The sequence below is a fragment of the Faecalicoccus pleomorphus DSM 20574 genome, assembly GCF_000420345.1.
Classification (GTDB): domain Bacteria; phylum Bacillota_I; class Bacilli_A; order Erysipelotrichales; family Erysipelotrichaceae; genus Faecalicoccus; species Faecalicoccus pleomorphus.
In genome coordinates this window covers 40,261-57,402 of the sequence record NZ_ATUT01000001.1, presented here as the reverse complement: position 1 = coordinate 57,402, position 17,142 = coordinate 40,261, and the positions used below count along the sequence as shown (strand labels likewise).

Below are 17,142 nucleotides of genomic sequence, written 5' to 3'. Positions count from 1 at the left end.
TCTAATGTGTTGTTTTTCTTACAAGCAAATCGCCGATCAGCTGTACGATGATCGTCAAGATCACAATGACGATAAGGCTGACCCACATGATATCAAAGTTGGATTGTGAATATCCGTAGTTATAACAGAAAGCACCCAATCCACCGCCACCGATGGCACCCACGATGGCCGTTAGACCAATCATGGAAATAAAGGTGATCGTCGTAGCACGAATGATGCTGGGAACACTTTCTCGTAAATAGACCTTAAAGATGATTTCCAAAGGAGCAAGTCCCATGGATTCACTGGCTTCCACCAATCCTCGATCTGTTTCCGCTATAGCCTGTTCAACCTGACGGGCAAAGAACGGTACGGTTCCAACGATCAGTGGAAAGAATGTAGCCTTTAGACCAATCGAAGCGCCGGAAATCAATAAAGTCAAAGGGGATAACACCATGACCAGAATGATAAAAGGCACAGCTCGAAACAAATCGATGATACGTCCTAAAATTGTATTCAAAATGCGGTTTTCTAAGATATCACCCGGTCTTGTGACTACCAGAATCACACCAAATACGATTCCAAAGAGGGCTGAAACAGCACCGCTGATCAATACCATCAATAAGGTTTCAATGATTGCATCCCCAAATACATCGATACGGTCGATCAAATTCGGCATGATCTGGATGAGAAAATTCATCATCACTTTATCACCTCCACACTTACTTTATTTTGACGACAGATTTCCAGAGCCTTTTCAATATTTTCATCACTGCCGGTTAAGACACAAACTAAGACGCCTAATGGCACCTCATGAACAATTTCCACATTTCCGAAGATGATCGAACAATCGACATCATACTCTCTAGATAATGTAGAGATCAGTGCTTCTTTCGTATTTGTGCTTTGATAGCTTAATTTCACCAACTTTTGATTTTTCTCAATCTGCACCAGCGGATGATTGCTGTCTAACAGATCTTGTATTTTTCCCAAGTTGTTTGTCGTATTGATGAAGTTCTTTGTGACAGGCATCTTTGGATGTGAGAAAACATCTACAATGTTTCCTTCCTCTACGACTTTTCCATTTTCCATAACCGCAACACGATCACAAATATCCTTAACGACCGCCATTTCATGTGTAATCAAAATGACTGTCAAATTTAATTCTTTATTGATTCGTTTGATCAACTGTAAGATTTGTTGTGTGGTATGTGGATCTAATGCCGATGTCGCCTCATCACACAACAAAACTTTAGGGCGGGAGGCCAAAGCTCTGGCAATCGCCACACGTTGTTTTTGTCCTCCACTTAACTGGCTGGGATAAGAATCCTTTCGATCCTTCAGCTCAATCAGCTCCAATAAGGACATAACACGTTTTTCAATCTCATCTTCTTTTAATCGCATATGACGCAAAGGAAAGGCAATGTTTTCATAAATGGTTCGTGAACGCATCAAATTAAAGTGTTGAAAAATCATTCCCATTTGTTGGCGTTGTGCCCGTAGTTCTTTATCGCTGAGCTTTAAAAGATCTCTCCCTTCAAAAATGACCGCTCCCGATTCTGGTTTTTCCAATAAATTGATACAGCGAACGAGTGTTGATTTGCCGGCACCGGAAAATCCGATGATTCCAAAGATTTCACCATCCTGTATTTCCAGACTTACATCTTTTACGGCATGAACATTTCCATTCTTGGTCAAAAAGGTTTTTGTAACATGTTCCAAACGTATCATTTTTTCACCCTTTCTTTCTATAAAAAAAGCTTTCATCCTAATAGGACGAAAGCTGAAACTTCGTGTTACCACCTATCTTCGTAAAATGATCACTCATCTTACCTCATCAAGTACCATCATACTCTATCACGATAACGGGTGAACCCGTCAAAGTCTAAATATCGACTTTGCAACTCCAAGACCATGTTCCCAACAGATTTCTTTATCCTCTTTCAGCATACAAGGACTCTCTTCTCAAAGAAATACTGTAAGTACTCTTCTTTTCAACATCAATTTATGGATAGATGATACCAACCCAATGAAAGAATGTCAAACATTTTCTGAAAATTTTTCATAAACTTTTAACAAACCATCCATTCCGGATAAAACTGAATTCCGTTTTTGATCATGCGATGAATCAATGGACGACCCAATGTTTGAAAATAATGTTCGATCGTCGGTACCTGTAAGATCAAAAGATCTGCCAGCATTCCTTTTTGAATGCTTCCTCTGTCATTTAGATCAAAACAAGCAGCCGGCAAAGAAGTCATAGATTCTAAAAGTGTTCTTCTATCTACATGGTGTGTGTTAAACAATGCGTAACAAAGCGGTTGAAAGGAATACACATAACTGTTGGGCAAGCCAAATCCGCAGGATAGTAAAAACTTAGATGGCTTTTTATGTTTATATTGTGCTTCCCTTTGAAGGATCGGGTATGGCGCTTCTTTCTTCTGTATAAATACATCCTGACTTAATTCTTTTCGCTGTATCTTAGGATCTTTTGTAAGCAAGGTCAGGATTCCATTTTGGCGCATCGCAAAAAGTGCGGTACTGTTTTCACGCAGGTGATCACCTAAACGCACCTTGGCAAAACCGGTAAAGGAAGCATCAATAAAGCCCGGCAATACGATCTCACCGACCGCATCAATCACCCGTGTCGCACTATCTATCCATTGACTATACGAACCGATGCCGACATCGATGATCTTATCGTGATGAATGGCAATATAAGCACGTGAAAGAATTTGAAATTCTTTATCACATGTATATAAATTTTCAATATTTTTAATCAATAGTGTTGCTTTCATTGTAGTATTTTCCATAGATATTATAGCGATTTCCGTATAAAATGTATAGAGAGGTTAAATATGTTTAGATTTCGCAAAAAGAAAAAAATACAAGTCTTAGCTATTCACGGCTTTGGTAAAAATCAACATCATGAATTCGACTCACTGAAAGAATATTTAGAAAAACGTTCTTGTCAGGTTCATCTTTTTGACATTTATGATCTTCAAAACGAACAGGATACAGATGAAAAGAAATGGATGAAGCGATGTGAGACGCAGGTAAAAAAGTGTCTGGAACATGATAAAGATCTAATTGTGATCGGCTTTTCTATGGGCGGTGTTATTGCCAGTTATCTGGCTACAATCTATCCTGTCAAAAAATTAATACTGGTAGCCCCGGCTTTTCAATATCTGGATCTTCAAAAAGTCGCTCAGCATTCTTTGACTACGCTCAAAAAACTTAGGCAAGAAAAAATCGACCGAGTCTTTACCCACTCGTACCTTTATGCGTATCGTCGATCAATATAAAGATTCCATTGATCACGTAGATGCCCCAACGCTTATCCTACATGGAACATCCGATGAAATCATTCCGTATGAAAGCTCGCAAAACGTGTATAAAAGAATGAAGAATCCCTGTAAATTGATACTGATTGAAGGAGCTTATCATAAAATGCTCTACGATCATCAAGGGTATGAAATACTTTGTTTTCGTTTGATTGACGATATGATCAAAGATGAATTATTTTAAAAAGAACATACCTTTGTCTCTGCTGGTAATTTTGGTTTTCTTCTCATATAAAAATCCCACCTCCATAGATACACGTTTTATTTATTTCGTGTGTCCACTTTAGTGGGATCATATCATTGACGACAGTTCTCTTTATTTATGATCATTCAATAATTTTAATTTTAGATCCAGTAAATCTTTTGTCAGATCTACATAGTATTCCTGTGGGTAGGCAAAACGTTTGATTTCTTCCCAAATGGTATCCAGCTCTCTTTTTGAATACTCACGAATACCATCTAAGCTTGGACACTGATAGACGATCTTCCCGCGTAAAAAGATCGGTACCAACAGCTCACGAAGCTCATACGTGCCACCTTCGATTACTTTATATTTCCAACGTGACATCGGATGATAGATCGTTAAATCTTTTTGATCATCTAAAACCTCATGTTCTAAAGCCATAAGATCGGCCTGCGCCATACCGGTATCTTTCTCGTAGATTCGATAAACCTTCTTTAATCCCGGATTGGTAACTTTTTCGACATTATCGCTGATCTTGATTTTAGGAATCATCTCTCCGTCTTTTTCGATGGCAACCAGTTTATACACACCACCAAAGACCGGAGAGTTCTTTGAACAGATCAGATTTTCTCCAACACCAAAAGAATCAATCTTGGCGCCTTGTTGATGGATCAAAGATTCAATTACATACTCATCCAAAGAATTACTTACGACAATACCACAATCCTGCATGCCGTTCGCATCGAGTTCTTTACGCACTTGTTTCGATAAATACGCCATATCGCCGGAATCGATACGAACACCTTTTAATCGATATCCGTTTGGTTCCAGATAATCTTTGGCAACACGAATGGCATTCTTGATTCCACTCTTTAGCGTCGAATATGTATCAATCAAAAGCGTACACTGGTCCGGATACGTCTTGGCATAAAACAAGAACGCATCGTATTCACTATCAAAGCTTTGAATAAAAGAATGAGCCATGGTTCCTAATACCGGTAAGCCATATTCCTTTCCGGCATACGTTGTGGCACTGCCGGCACAACCGGCAATGTAAGCTGCTCGGGCACCATAGATAGCCGCATCAAAGTTATGAGCACGTCTGGCTCCAAATTCCATGACAGCTCTACCTTCAGAGGCTTGTACGATACGTCTTGCCTTGGTCGCAATCAAGGTTTGATGATTCAGCGCTAAAAGTAAAGCCGTCTCTACCAGCTGCGCTTCAATGATCGGCGCTTTAACACGCACTAATGGTTCATGTGGAAAAACCGGTGTTCCTTCCGGAATCGCATAAATATCACCGGTAAAGCGTACCGTCGATAGATAGTCTAAAAACTCTTCGGAAAACTGATGAAGCGATCGTAAATAATCGATATCCTCTTTTTCAAAATGCAGATTTTTTACATATTCTATGACCTGCTCCAATCCACAGAACAAGCACAATCCTCCGTTATCGGGATTATTTCGATAAAACAAATCAAAAACAACTTCCTGATCTTTATTTTGATTAAAATAACACTGACTCATCGTCAGTTCATAAAAGTCCATCACAAGACTTAGATTTCTTAATTCTTTCATACTCTTACTCCATAATCTGGCTTACACACACGATGCCGTTGGCCGCCATATTTTCAATCGCCACTTTATTCCAGAAATCCGCTTCATGTACCGAAGGAATATCATACGTTTCCACACAATCGATAGGCAATAGTACACGATGTTCTTTTTTGTTGTGTTCATTTAACCATGCATTTAAGCTCAATGCGAATTGAAGTATGCATAAATCAGTACAACAGCCAGTGATCACAATATCCTTGTATTGATCGATCTTTGATAAAAAAGACGGAAAATCAGGACACAGGAAAGTGTTGGTACTGTTTTTGAAAAAACACTCTTTGACATATGGTTTAAGCGCATCTATGATTTCCGATTCCTGCGTAGTGATTACACAATGCGATGGATACGACTGAAATTCTCTGGCATCCGGATCATGTTGATCACATACAAAGATCGATGGACAATCCAGCGTGTGTAACAGCTTCTGGATAGCCGGTACGATCCCTCTTATTCTTTCATCATGCAGTGCCCCTTCTTCGATAAACCCATTGATCATATCGACAACGAATACGACAGGATTCTGAATTGACGAGGAAGAAATAGGCGAAAATGCATTTTTATTTAGCTTTGCCATAGTTTTCACTCTTTTCATTTTTTTAAGTATATCACAAAAAAAGAAGTTCTATTCCTGAACTTCTTCGTTTTTTTCTTTCAATAAGGCTTCCAGCTTCTCTTTAAAATCCGGATTTTGTTTGATGTATTCTTTGGCAGCCTCTTTACCTTGTCCGATCTTTTCACCCTCAAAGCTATACCAGGCACCACTTTTCTTTACAATATCGGCATCAACACACAAATCTAATAATTCAGAAATATAAGACAAGCCTTCACCATAGATGATTTCTAATACTGCCTGTTTAAATGGTGGAGCCACCTTATTCTTCACCACTTTTATCCGTACCTTATTTCCTACGATATCCGATCCGTTTTTGATCGCATCAGCCTTACGAATATCAATACGAACCGAGCTGTAGAATTTTAAAGCACGTCCTCCCGGTGTCGTTTCTGGATTTCCGTACACAACCCCTACTTTTTCACGCAGTTGGTTGATAAAAATCGCCGTACATTCATTATGATTCATTAGACCAGCCAGTTTACGCATGGCCTTAGACATCATACGTGCCTGAGATCCAACTTGCAGATCGCCCATTTCCCCATCTAATTCAGCCTGAGGAACTAAAGCGGCAACACTATCTACGACAACCAGATCAACAGCACCACTTTCGATCAACATCAACATGATGTTTAACCCCTGTTCACCGGAATCCGGCTGTGAAAGGATCAACTCATCGATATCAACACCTAAATTACGGGCATAAACAGGATCGATCGCATTTTCGGCATCGATAAACGCTGCACGACCTCCCATTTTCTGCACTTGTGCAATCGCATGCAGGGCCAATGTCGTTTTACCACTTGATTCCGGCCCAAAGATTTCAATAATACGACCTTTTGGATAACCGCCGATTCCTAAAGCCTGATCTAACAGTAAACTTCCACTGGGGATTGGTTCTACATCCACCGCTGCACGATCACCCAGTTTCATGACAGCGCCTTTCCCATATTCCTTTTCAATTTCATTCAATACATCATGCAGTAATTTATCTTTATTTTCTTCTTTTGGCATTTTTTACTCCTTTGTGATTTCCTGTATAAGATTCTGGATCATGATCTCAACCGCCTCTTTTCGTACTTCATTACGACTTTTGTGATCCAGAAATAATTTAAAATTTTTGACACCTTTTTTGGATGCGATCGAGCAATAGACTAAACCAGCCGGCTTTTTCTCCATCGTATCCGGACCGGCATTCCCGGTAAAGGAAACGCAGTAATCACTCTCTAGCAATTCCCGTGTCTTTTGAGCCATTTGATCCGCACATTCTTTAGAAACGACACCGTATTTTGAAATCACTTCTGCTTCGACACCGACTACTTTTTCCTTGATTTCTGTAAAATACGTGATAATGCCACCCTTGAGTACTTTACTGGCACCGGGTACAGAGGCAATTTCAGCACTGAATAGACCGGCAGTCAAACTTTCGCACGATGCGATCGTCCGCTTTTTCCTGGTGCATAACTTTACAAGCTCTTGTGCACTCATTACATACTCTCCAATACATAATCTTTTAACTGTACAAAATAGACAAAACCGCTCCACAAGCTTGCGAGGGTAGCTCCCCATAACAAAATCTGATCAACCGGTAATCCGACATAGACAAACGGCCAGTTTTTTAATAATAAGAACACAATCGCAAACATTTGTAATACCGTTTTCAGTTTACCGAAAAAGCCGGCACTCACCACTTTTCCGTGCTGCGAAGCAAGCATACGAAGGCCATCAACCACAAGATCGCGGGCAATCATCAATAATACTGCCACAACATTGGCCTGATGCGTATAAACCAATAAAATCAACAATGTATTCACCAGCATCTTATCCGCAATTGGATCAGCAAATTTACCAAACGAGGTAATCAAATGCTGTTTACGAGCAATCTGTCCATCTAACATGTCTGTAAAGCTGGCAGCCGCAAAGACCAGAAAAGCTAAAATATCCCGCAATGCCAGTCCATTGGTTTGCGATACAACACAAAAATCTTGCGGTATCAACAGATAGATCAATACCACAACCGGTACCATCACGATCCGCAGCATGGTCAGTTTATTCGGTAAGTTCATAATTTGTCTCCTCTGTACTCTGGTTTTCCTGACTGGTTGCCGTTTCATTACTTACTACATCCACATAGAGTGTAGCCGGCATTCCCTGTGCCCAATAGGTAGGATCAAAGGTCACCGTTTGATCGGCAATCGTAATGGTCGTTCCTTCGGCAACATAATTTCCGATTTCAATGCTGATGCGACAAGCTTCACTTACTTCAATTTCCTGTTCAAAGGTATCTGTATAAACCGTATCCACATTGTCTTCATCCATTGGTACATCATCTTTATAAATCACTACCGTACTCTCTTGCGGCAGTTCGATCTTCACAGTAAAGCTTTTTGTCGTTTCCAATACATTGGAAAGCTGGAACACGTTGGTTGAGGCATCCATGATTTTAAACTTCAAGGACTGATTTTCTCTTTCCTGCTGACGCTGTTTGGCAAGACGATCGGTTTCCTCTTCTTTTTGACGCAGTTCTTCCTGACGCTGGCTTTCCTGCTGCGCCTGCTGACTGGCAGAACGAGCATCCAGCCAAAAACTGACGCCGGCCGCCAGAACAATCAATGCGACACCGGCAAGCAGGAGTTTCTGAAGATTCTTCCGGTTTCGAAACTGTAAATTCCGCGATATGGCCGAAACCCGCTTTTGAAAACGACTATGTGACGGATGTTTTCGTTTTGAAACCGATGAACGATTCGGCATCTGTTTTACGATTTTACGCTGCGCCTGACTTAAAGCCATGGAACGCTTACGCGCATAGTCGTTGATATCCGCATCCACTTCCTGGCTGATCACGCTCCAGTTGACTCCTATCGCATCACAATACGCATGAACAAAGTACCGGACAAACGAAAAATCATCCGAGAAAACATCAAGATTATGTTCTTCAATGGCCTGAATATACTGCGGAGCCAGACGTGTCTGACTGGATACATATTCAATAGTGAGATTCAAATCCATTCGTCTTTGTCTAAGAATATGATAATAGGCCATCTGTTCTCCCCCTTTTAGCCATTCCATTATATCAAAATGGTTCCTAAATTTCTTAGAAAATCCTATTTTTTTTCATTCTTCATCCAAAGATAAAATTTCAGCGATTTTTGTACCCAATACCGGTAGTACATCCTGTTTGAACCATGGATTCTTTTGTTGCCAGCGAAAGTTCAATGGACTCGGATGTGCGATAGGAAAATACAAAGGTAGATATTCTGTAAAAGAGCGTACGGTCTCGGTTAAATTTTTCTTCATGGAGTGATGTAGATAATGTGCCATCGCATATTTTCCCACTAAAATGGTCAATTCCACAGAAGGCATATGAGCAAAAAGCTTTTTATGATAAGTATCGGCAACCCAGGTCCGTGGTGGAAGATCCCCGGTCTTTCCCTTTCCCGGATAATAAAAATCCATAGGTACAATGGCAATCTGATTAGAGTAAAAAATCGAAGCGGAGATTCCCATCCATTCCATTAAAGTCTGCCCCGATTTATCATGAAAAGGAATCCCATTTTGTTCCACCTGTCTTCCCGGTGCCTGTCCGATTATACAGATTTTTGCCTGGGGATCCACCTGCAGAATCGGTAAGATACCTCTTTGCGTGAATTCTTCATTTCTTGGATCTTCAGAAATTTCTTTGATGATAGTCTCTAAGCGCATATGGATTTCCTTTTCTTTATTCTTGAAAGGAGTATAACACCTACTATGAAAAAAATATATTTCTTTGCATAAAACAGATAAAAAGCACTCTTAGAGTGCTTTTTATCAAGTATCGAAAGGAATCGATATGAATAAATTGTCTCACACACAATAAGGAAGGATGTAAGTATGTGAGTTGTTGAAATTGAGCCTTATTTCAACTTTATCCGTCTTTATAGTACACCCGCTTTCATAAAATGTAAACCCTTTCATTTGTAAAATTTAAATAAAATGAATGACAATATTGCTAAAGAACTCGCTTAAAAAGAATCGATTTTTGACTTATTAATGCCACCATAATAAGGCACACATATAATATAAATCAAAAATAATCGACTAAATGCTAAAGAATCTGCCAAAATCAGGCGTAAAGCAAACAGATCACAATCAGTCTATTATACATACCTTGATTTCTAAAAAGTACTTGCACCGTTTTTTTGATAGACATCCTGCTCTGTCAGTTTAAAAACTCTCTGTGTTTGTTTTGATGTAACCGCCAAAGTTTCTTAATAGAAGATGTATAGAAACTTTTCATTGCTACCTCCCTATACAAGGAAATCAATGTATCATAGCAGCACAAATTATTTTTATTCATTTGACCATAAAAAAGAATGCCTTTTCAGACATTCCTATTCACCCATTAATTTCTTATCAATGGCAGCAGCTGCTCTTTTTCCGGCTCCCATCGCATTGATAACCGTGGCTGCACCAGAAACCGCATCGCCTCCGGCATAAATATTTTCGCGGGAAGTTAAACCATCTTCATCACAAATGAAACATCCTTTGCGATTGACTTCCAAGCCTTTTGTCGTATGGCGAATCAATGGATTCGGGCTTGTACCGATGGCCATGATCATACAGTCGATATCAATAGTGAAATTAGAACCTTCAATCGGCACCGGTCTTCTTCTTCCACTTTCATCCGGTTCACCCAGTTCCATACGAATACATTCGATTTGCTTGCACCAACCTTGATCATCACCGATGACACGAACCGGATTACATAAAAGATCAAAGATGATACCTTCTTCTTCGGCATGCTCAACCTCTTCTTTTCGAGCCGGTAGTTCTTCCATGCTTCGACGATATACGATATGCACCTCAGCGCCTAGACGTCTGGCGCATCGAGCCGCATCCATGGCAACGTTTCCACCACCTACGACAACACATTTGGTAGGATGTTGTACCGGTGTATCGCTGTCTTCCTGATACGCTTTCATCAAATTGATACGTGTTAAAAATTCATTGGCCGAATAAACACCAATCAAGTTTTCTCCCTGTAATCCCATAAAGTTAGGAAGACCGGCTCCAGAACCGATAAATACAGCCTCATAGCCTTCTTCCATAATAGAATCGATGGAATCAGAACGCCCCACAATAAAGTTTGTGATGATTTCTACACCTAATTCTTTTAAGTGGCTGATTTCTTTTTGCACGATTTCCTTTGGTAAACGAAACTCCGGAATACCATACATCAATACGCCACCGGCAACATGAAGGGCTTCAAAGATCGTTACCTGATATCCCAGCTTGGCCAGGTCTCCGGCACAGGTCAAGCCGGCAGGTCCGGCACCTACGATGGCCACCTTATGACCATTTGACTTTGGTTTTTCAAAAGGTGTGTCATTATGTTCTCTGTGATAATCGGCAACAAATCGTTCCAAACGACCGATTGCAACCGGCTCGTTTTTAATACCGCGAACGCAAACTTTTTCACATTGATTTTCCTGTGGACAGACACGACCGCAAATGGCCGGTAATGTGCTGGTCAAAGAAATGATCTTATATGCTTCTTCAAACTCTCCCTGCGCTACTTTTTCAATAAAATCCGGAATATGGATATTCACCGGACAACCACTTACACAGGGCTGATGTTTACAATGCAGGCAGCGAGTTGCTTCTTCAACCGCCATTTCCGGCGTATATCCTAAAGCAACTTCATCAAAATTTGTGATACGAACAGCCGGATCCTGAACTGGCATCGCAACTTTATCCGGACGCATATTTGGCATATTATTCAACCTCCTTATTCAGAAGATGACAAGCTTCATCTCGCTTATGTGCCTCAAAGCTTTTATAAGCCGTATTTCGAGCCATAGCCTGATCAAAATCAACTAAATGGCCATCAAAATCCGGTCCATCTACACAGGCAAACTTGATTTCATCTCCAACTTTCAAACGACAACCACCACACATTCCGGTACCATCAATCATCACAGGGTTCATTGATACCGTAGTTGGAATATTGTATTTCTTTGTCGTCAAAGAGACAAATTTCATCATAACGATTGGCCCGATAGCCACAACTTCGTCAAATTTTTCACCGCCTGTGATCAAGTCTTCCAACTTATTGGTAACTAAGCCTTTTTCTCCAACAGAGCCATCATCACTCATTAGATAATAGGCATCACTGACTTTCTTAAATTCCTCTTCCAGGATTACAAGATCTTTGTTTCGAAAACCAACGATCGTTGTCACATCAGCACCCGCTTCATGAAAAGCCTTGGCAGTCGGATAAGCGATGGCACATCCAACACCACCACCGATGATACAAACCTTCTTATTTCCATCGATCACACTTGGTTTACCTAAAGGACCGGCGAAATCTTTTAAACAATCTCCTTCATTTAGTGCGTTTAAAAGCATGGTTGTTTCACCGACAACCTGGAAAATGATCGTAACCGTACCTTTTTCCGGATTGCTGTCGGCAATCGTCAAAGGAAGACGTTCTCCCTGCTCACGAACACGTAAAATAATAAACTGGCCAGCTTTAGCTCGTTTGGCTACAAAAGGCGCTTCGATTACCATACGAGTTACAGTCGGATTTAAAGCTTCTTTTTTCAATATTTTATACATAGCATTCCTCACCCGTTGAAAATTATATCATAAAACTTTGAAAATTTATTACATTTTTGTCATTTAGAATTATAGACCAAATCAAAATGAACCATTGGAAGCTTTTCTTCCAGTCCGGTATCGTAATCCTTCTGTCCGATAAAGCTTAAAAAATCTTCGTCTCTGGTCGAATCCTCCAGACACTCCAAAAGTAACGCATTCACCTTAAAGGCCTTATCCATCGCTCTGTCATACAAATCAAAGAAGCTTTCTGTACTTTTGATTTCATCATCGCAAGGATGTACCCATTCTTTATGTAAAAGATTGATCGTATCAAATGGATCTTCCGGTTGATTAGGAACAAAGAAGCCGGAAACAGCGCTTTCTGTATTTGTCATTTTTTCGATATTGTGAAAGAAATGAAATTTTTTACCTGAGGCATCGTAAAAGACTTTCTGCATAAAATTCCAGTCCTCTATGCTTTCTAAAATTTGATGCGGTTTAACATCTACACCATAGATTTGTCTTGCCACCGGCACATAAATACGTGCAATGGCCCGCACTTGTTCTAAAGAAGCATCTGTGATCGTATAAGCCTTGAAATCCTGAATCGTCTGTTCTCTTTTGACCTTCAACATGATCGCATCGATCAAAGATTCAAAACGATGGTGCCACCAGCTGCTTTGTGCACTTTTACATCCTGTTCGATAATACACATATGGATGCGCCGTTGAATCCAGCGACCAATGCATCAAGTGTCCCATCAAATAGGCTGTCATATCTTTTTGGATCTCTTTGTCTTTTTCTTTACGAATACAGGCAAGCGCACATTGATAAAACTCACGTATATGTTGCGAATGCACTTTGCTTCCTAATTTTCTTAACGATGTTTTTTGAAATGCTCTGGTTAGACTTAAACCATGAAAAAACAAAAAATCCGGACCGTTGGCACCAATTTCCACCAATTGTTTTCTAGGTAACAGCCATTCTTGTAAACTGGTACTGGCATCTTCTAAAAACTCATCAGCAAATAATGTATGAGTAATGATATTAGGCATTTTCTTCCTCCTTGATCTGATTTATCAATCCATGATACACCACATATTCCGCATAAGTATCCATTCGACAATAATTTCGAATATCCTCGCGAATCTTTTTTTGATCCGCCGCACTGGCCTGTTCGATCGTACGATAGGCATGCACTGCATTTAAACCATCATGGATCGCCAGTTGTTTATAAGAAACTTCATCGGTAAAAACAGGCAATACATTTTTTAAAGAATAATGACCTCGCATACGATTATCATAATAGATTCCGGTTTCAAATGGTTTGGATAGATCCATCATACGATCGCAAACTGCTTTTAGGCGATCGGCATATTCCGGAAACTGTTCAGCAAGCTGCATCAGTCGTAATTTTTCAGCCCCCTCCATATTATAGACAAGGATCGAACCTTCGGATGGAAGATCGTTAAGTAACGATTCGATAAATGCTTTACGACAATCACTGGTGCCAAAGAAATCACGATGTTCCAATTCTTTTTTACGAGTTTCAATATGCAGGCTGTATTGAAAACATAGTACATCAAATGGTTTCATGTTCGGATAAGGTGGTATGCCAAAGGTATCCCACTCAAAATCTAAATAACTGATCGGATATTTTACCTTATCCAGCCATTGTGACAAGGCCAGTCGATCCATAAAAAAGCCATTGCGACTTGCCATAAACTGTGCATACTGTAGGCGATAACCTTCCAGCTGATCGATATCCATTTGAGAAATATGACGTAATCCCTGCCGATACGCTTCCAGTTTATTTTGTGAAGTTGTCAAAAACAAAACGGAGTCATCCGGCAAAACCGAATCATCAAAACAGGAAGCATAGTAACTGCACCGTCTTCTGACCGTACAATTCTTATTTCGTTCCATGTTGATTTCATTTTGAGTTACGATCTCTCTGGTTTTGGCAATGCAGGCATCCAAATCGATATCGATGGCTTGCACACACGCATCGATATTCTTTGATGGATTATTTCGACGGTTGAAAAAGCAGTCCCCTTTCACCAGCAAAGAATGAAGATCCAGTTCTTCCTTTCGCACATAATCTTTCTGTATGTAGATAATTTCATGCGATACGATCGATATCCCGGCCTTTTGGGCAATCAGATCATTTAATTTCATGCGGAAGGCTTCACTTTCCCTGGGATAACAACTCAAATACGGATAGATCGCATGATATCCCTCTTCCCTTTTTATTAATACAGGAATCTGTGTTCGACATTCATCATAAGAGAAACGGGCAAAAAGAATCACGGATGTATCTTTCATTTTCGCCATGGTCATCTCATTGGTATCACCAACTTGTCCACATACGGCATCTTCCAGTCCTAAATACGCTTTCCATAAAGAAGAAAATGGTTCAATCATATGGAAATATTGTTTAGGAAGACTGATTTTATGATAAATGTTCCAGGCATATTTTTCACAGCGGAGCGTATGCAGGATATCAGTGACATGAATCATCATAAGGTTCACCTGTTTCTAAAAAAGCATGAATTTTTGATGTGAATTCTTCCCGGTAGCTTTCGGGTTCTACAAGCGTTACTTTGCCATCAAAAGAAAAAATCTGACGATAGAGCTCATAGCGATCCGGACTCTTAAAGCTATAGAGAATACCACGAGGCGTTTCAGCTTCTTTTTTCAATTCAACGCCCCAGCCTTTATATTCTTCAAAACGATCGACTTGATCTTTTTGGACCAGCACTTTCACACGCTTAAAATCATTTTTGATGATCCCAAAACGACTGATGATAGACATCAGCTGATATTGGGAATCCCACAGAAATGTATCTTTGGTCTTTGTTAGCGATCGCATGCGCTTTTCACTGAAGCGATAGACACGATATTCCTTGCGTAAATGGGAAAAACCAACCAGATAATACGTATTACGATAATGAATCACATCATAGGGATCCAGTTCAAAAGACAGACAGGTCTCATTTTTAGTCCCTTGATATTCCAGCTGTAAGGTTCGATGTTGCAGAATCGCTTCCATCACAAGATCCAACATTCTTTGTAGTTTTACAGATAGCTTTTCACCGGGACTTTCCAAATAGCGTATAGAAACCGGCACTTTTTGATGACTGACATCGAGCACCTTATCCATTGCACTGCGATAGGCCGGATAAAAAGAAACTTCCGGATGTCCTTTCATAAAAGAAATACCTTCTTCCAAGGCTGCCATTTCTTCTTCTGTCAAACGGGTGACCGGCATAAGCTGTTCTTCATCCAACATATAACCGCCATAAGGCCCTTTCTTTTCAATGATATTAAAGCCGGCCGTCACCAGCTCTTTTTTAAATTCACGGATATTTCGAGGATTTGTTTCCAGTTCCTGTGCTAAAACGCGGGTACTTACCGGGTATTTTGTTCCCCTTGCCCTTAATATCATCAACATGCGAATCGTCAATGCACATCGATTCATAATTCTCACTTCCAAACTGTCTCAATTGTACCATGCCCACTGTATAAAAAAAAACTCCTAAGAGTTTTTAATTTGATCTTTGTATTTGATCCGCTTTCGAATATCTTCTCCCAACAGCTGATAGATGCATGAGCAGATTGGAATAAAGATGATCATTCCCAGAATACCGGCAAGACTGCCACCTACAGTTACCGCAACGATCACATACATCGGCGGAAGTCCTACACTTCTTCCTACAACATTTGGATAGATGAAATTGCCTTCGACTTGTTGAATACAAATAAACAAGATCAGAAAGTAAATGGCACTCATCGGATTTTCAACCGCAATAAACAAGGATGCCAAAATGGCAGTGATCAAAGCTCCAAACATAGGAACATAAGCACCGATCGCAACCATGATACCGGTAAGCAGTGCATAAGGAATCTGAAAGATCGTACAGCCGATAAAAACCAGTGTTCCCAAAATCAAGCATTCACAGCTGGTTCCGGCAATATAACTTGTAAATGTCTTTTTGACAATGGAGCATACGTGCATCGTCTTATCATAATAGGGATCAGGAATGTAAGCCTTTAATAAAGCTTTTAATTCACGAACAAACGTTTTCTTGTTGAATAATAAGATAAAGGAAAACATGATCGCGATACAGGCACTGGCCACAACGGAAAACGTAGTTGTCAATGCGGAGTAAATCGAATCAAAAATACCATTGGCTCCGCCGGAAAAGACCCAACCAAACAAACCGGGCAACATATCCGCCAGCTTATCCACATCGCTTAAAGAAGAACGCATATCCAACAGAGGTTCATGAAGCGATTCAAGCGGTTTGGTTACATTCAAAAGCCAGGCGTAAAAATGATTTAACGCATTTGGCATCTGTTCTACGATGCTTTGAATAGAATCCAACAACTGCGGACTCAATAAAAACACAAAGCCTAATATAATCGAAAAGACAAAAATAATGGCAAGGATATTGGCAATGGCCCGGGGGCCTGTCGTATCTTTGACATGGAACCATAAACCTGCATATTTCATCAATCCATTTGAGACGATATTAAAGATAAAAGCTAAACCTGCCCCAAAAATAAAAGGATAACAGATCGCAATTAGCCGCATCAAAAAATCATAAATCAGACTGGCATTGAATATCAGTAAGATCAAAACAGCTGTAAACAAAATCAGTCGCTTGATCATGGATTCTAAGGCTCTTCCATTTTGTTTCATTCGGTTCACCACCTATGCAGTATTGTACTTCAAAATCAAACGCAACTCAAGAAATCAAAAAATTTCTACTACTTTTATGTGCATTGCCTTCAAATGATAAATTCTGGATTGTATTTTTTTACAT

At 40.0% G+C, this 17,142-nt stretch carries 18 protein-coding genes and 1 other annotated feature; of the genes, 2 read left to right on the top strand and 16 right to left on the bottom strand.

Annotated elements, in window-relative coordinates:
* Position 1: 1 nt before the first annotated feature.
* The 3 genes from G413_RS0100260 to G413_RS0100250 all read right to left on the bottom strand — a co-directional run bounded on the left by G413_RS0100260 (position 2) and on the right by G413_RS0100250 (position 2,792).
* Complete coding sequence (locus tag G413_RS0100260) at positions 2-682, bottom strand: methionine ABC transporter permease (protein WP_022788950.1); 681 nt, start codon at positions 680-682, stop codon at positions 2-4.
* Positions 682-1,710 carry a methionine ABC transporter ATP-binding protein gene (locus G413_RS0100255; protein WP_027968943.1) on the bottom strand — a complete coding sequence of 343 codons (1,029 nt, stop codon included), beginning with the start codon at positions 1,708-1,710 and terminating at the stop codon, positions 682-684. Before G413_RS0100255 ends, G413_RS0100260 begins: the two co-directional genes overlap by 1 nt.
* 38 nt (positions 1,711-1,748) lie before the next feature.
* Positions 1,749-1,986 (bottom strand) — a binding site (T-box leader).
* A gap of 65 nt (positions 1,987-2,051) precedes the next feature.
* Positions 2,052-2,792, bottom strand: a complete 741-nt coding sequence (locus tag G413_RS0100250; RefSeq protein ID WP_147285009.1) for a hypothetical protein — start codon at positions 2,790-2,792, stop codon at positions 2,052-2,054.
* 45 nt (positions 2,793-2,837) lie between these two features.
* Here G413_RS0100250 and G413_RS10525 point away from each other — a divergent pair, with 45 nt between their 5' ends.
* On the top strand, positions 2,838-3,284 hold the full coding sequence (locus tag G413_RS10525) for an alpha/beta hydrolase (protein ID WP_037614270.1): 447 nt from the start codon (positions 2,838-2,840) through the stop codon (positions 3,282-3,284).
* The gene (locus G413_RS12455) at positions 3,262-3,507 is read left to right on the top strand and encodes a serine aminopeptidase domain-containing protein (RefSeq protein ID WP_037614268.1); all 246 of its coding nucleotides are present in this window, start codon (positions 3,262-3,264) and stop codon (positions 3,505-3,507) included. The genes G413_RS10525 and G413_RS12455 overlap by 23 nt, the downstream gene beginning before the upstream one ends.
* A gap of 132 nt (positions 3,508-3,639) precedes the next feature.
* Here G413_RS12455 and G413_RS0100240 read toward each other — a convergent pair whose 3' ends face one another.
* The 13 genes from G413_RS0100240 to G413_RS0100180 form a co-directional block, all read right to left on the bottom strand.
* Positions 3,640-5,085, bottom strand: coding sequence for a nicotinate phosphoribosyltransferase (locus G413_RS0100240; RefSeq protein ID WP_022788947.1), 1,446 nt, complete (start codon positions 5,083-5,085; stop codon positions 3,640-3,642).
* A 4-nt stretch (positions 5,086-5,089) separates the two neighbouring features.
* A complete protein-coding gene (locus tag G413_RS0100235; RefSeq protein WP_022788946.1) occupies positions 5,090-5,698 on the bottom strand; it encodes a cysteine hydrolase family protein in 609 nt (202 codons plus the stop codon).
* Positions 5,699-5,746: 48 nt separating this feature from the next.
* Positions 5,747-6,748: a recombinase RecA gene (recA, locus tag G413_RS0100230; protein WP_022788945.1), complete on the bottom strand. Its 1,002-nt coding sequence runs from the start codon at positions 6,746-6,748 to the stop codon at positions 5,747-5,749.
* A 3-nt stretch (positions 6,749-6,751) separates the two neighbouring features.
* Positions 6,752-7,222: a CinA family protein gene (locus tag G413_RS0100225; protein ID WP_022788944.1), complete on the bottom strand. Its 471-nt coding sequence runs from the start codon at positions 7,220-7,222 to the stop codon at positions 6,752-6,754.
* Positions 7,222-7,800 carry a CDP-diacylglycerol--glycerol-3-phosphate 3-phosphatidyltransferase gene (gene pgsA, locus G413_RS0100220; protein WP_022788943.1) on the bottom strand — a complete coding sequence of 193 codons (579 nt, stop codon included), beginning with the start codon at positions 7,798-7,800 and terminating at the stop codon, positions 7,222-7,224. Before pgsA ends, G413_RS0100225 begins: the two co-directional genes overlap by 1 nt.
* Positions 7,784-8,776: a helix-turn-helix domain-containing protein gene (locus G413_RS0100215; protein WP_022788942.1), complete on the bottom strand. Its 993-nt coding sequence runs from the start codon at positions 8,774-8,776 to the stop codon at positions 7,784-7,786. The genes pgsA and G413_RS0100215 overlap by 17 nt, the downstream gene beginning before the upstream one ends.
* Positions 8,777-8,848: 72 nt before the next feature.
* Entirely contained in the window at positions 8,849-9,436 is a 588-nt protein-coding gene (locus G413_RS0100210; protein ID WP_022788941.1) for a uracil-DNA glycosylase family protein, read from the bottom strand.
* Between the two features lie 668 nt (positions 9,437-10,104).
* The gene (gltA, locus tag G413_RS0100205; RefSeq protein ID WP_022788940.1) at positions 10,105-11,487 is read right to left on the bottom strand and encodes an NADPH-dependent glutamate synthase; all 1,383 of its coding nucleotides are present in this window, start codon (positions 11,485-11,487) and stop codon (positions 10,105-10,107) included.
* Position 11,488: 1 nt separating this feature from the next.
* Entirely contained in the window at positions 11,489-12,331 is an 843-nt protein-coding gene (locus tag G413_RS0100200; protein ID WP_022788939.1) for a sulfide/dihydroorotate dehydrogenase-like FAD/NAD-binding protein, read from the bottom strand.
* 59 nt (positions 12,332-12,390) lie between these two features.
* On the bottom strand, positions 12,391-13,368 hold the full coding sequence (locus G413_RS0100195) for a hypothetical protein (RefSeq protein WP_022788938.1): 978 nt from the start codon (positions 13,366-13,368) through the stop codon (positions 12,391-12,393).
* Positions 13,361-14,836 carry a DUF2779 domain-containing protein gene (locus G413_RS0100190; protein WP_022788937.1) on the bottom strand — a complete coding sequence of 492 codons (1,476 nt, stop codon included), beginning with the start codon at positions 14,834-14,836 and terminating at the stop codon, positions 13,361-13,363. Before G413_RS0100190 ends, G413_RS0100195 begins: the two co-directional genes overlap by 8 nt.
* Positions 14,817-15,794 (bottom strand): helix-turn-helix transcriptional regulator, encoded by a 978-nt coding sequence (locus G413_RS0100185; RefSeq protein WP_022788936.1) that lies wholly within the window; start codon positions 15,792-15,794, stop codon positions 14,817-14,819. Before G413_RS0100185 ends, G413_RS0100190 begins: the two co-directional genes overlap by 20 nt.
* A gap of 57 nt (positions 15,795-15,851) precedes the next feature.
* Complete coding sequence (locus G413_RS0100180; RefSeq protein WP_022788935.1) at positions 15,852-17,018, bottom strand: AI-2E family transporter; 1,167 nt, start codon at positions 17,016-17,018, stop codon at positions 15,852-15,854.
* Positions 17,019-17,142: the final 124 nt, after the last annotated feature.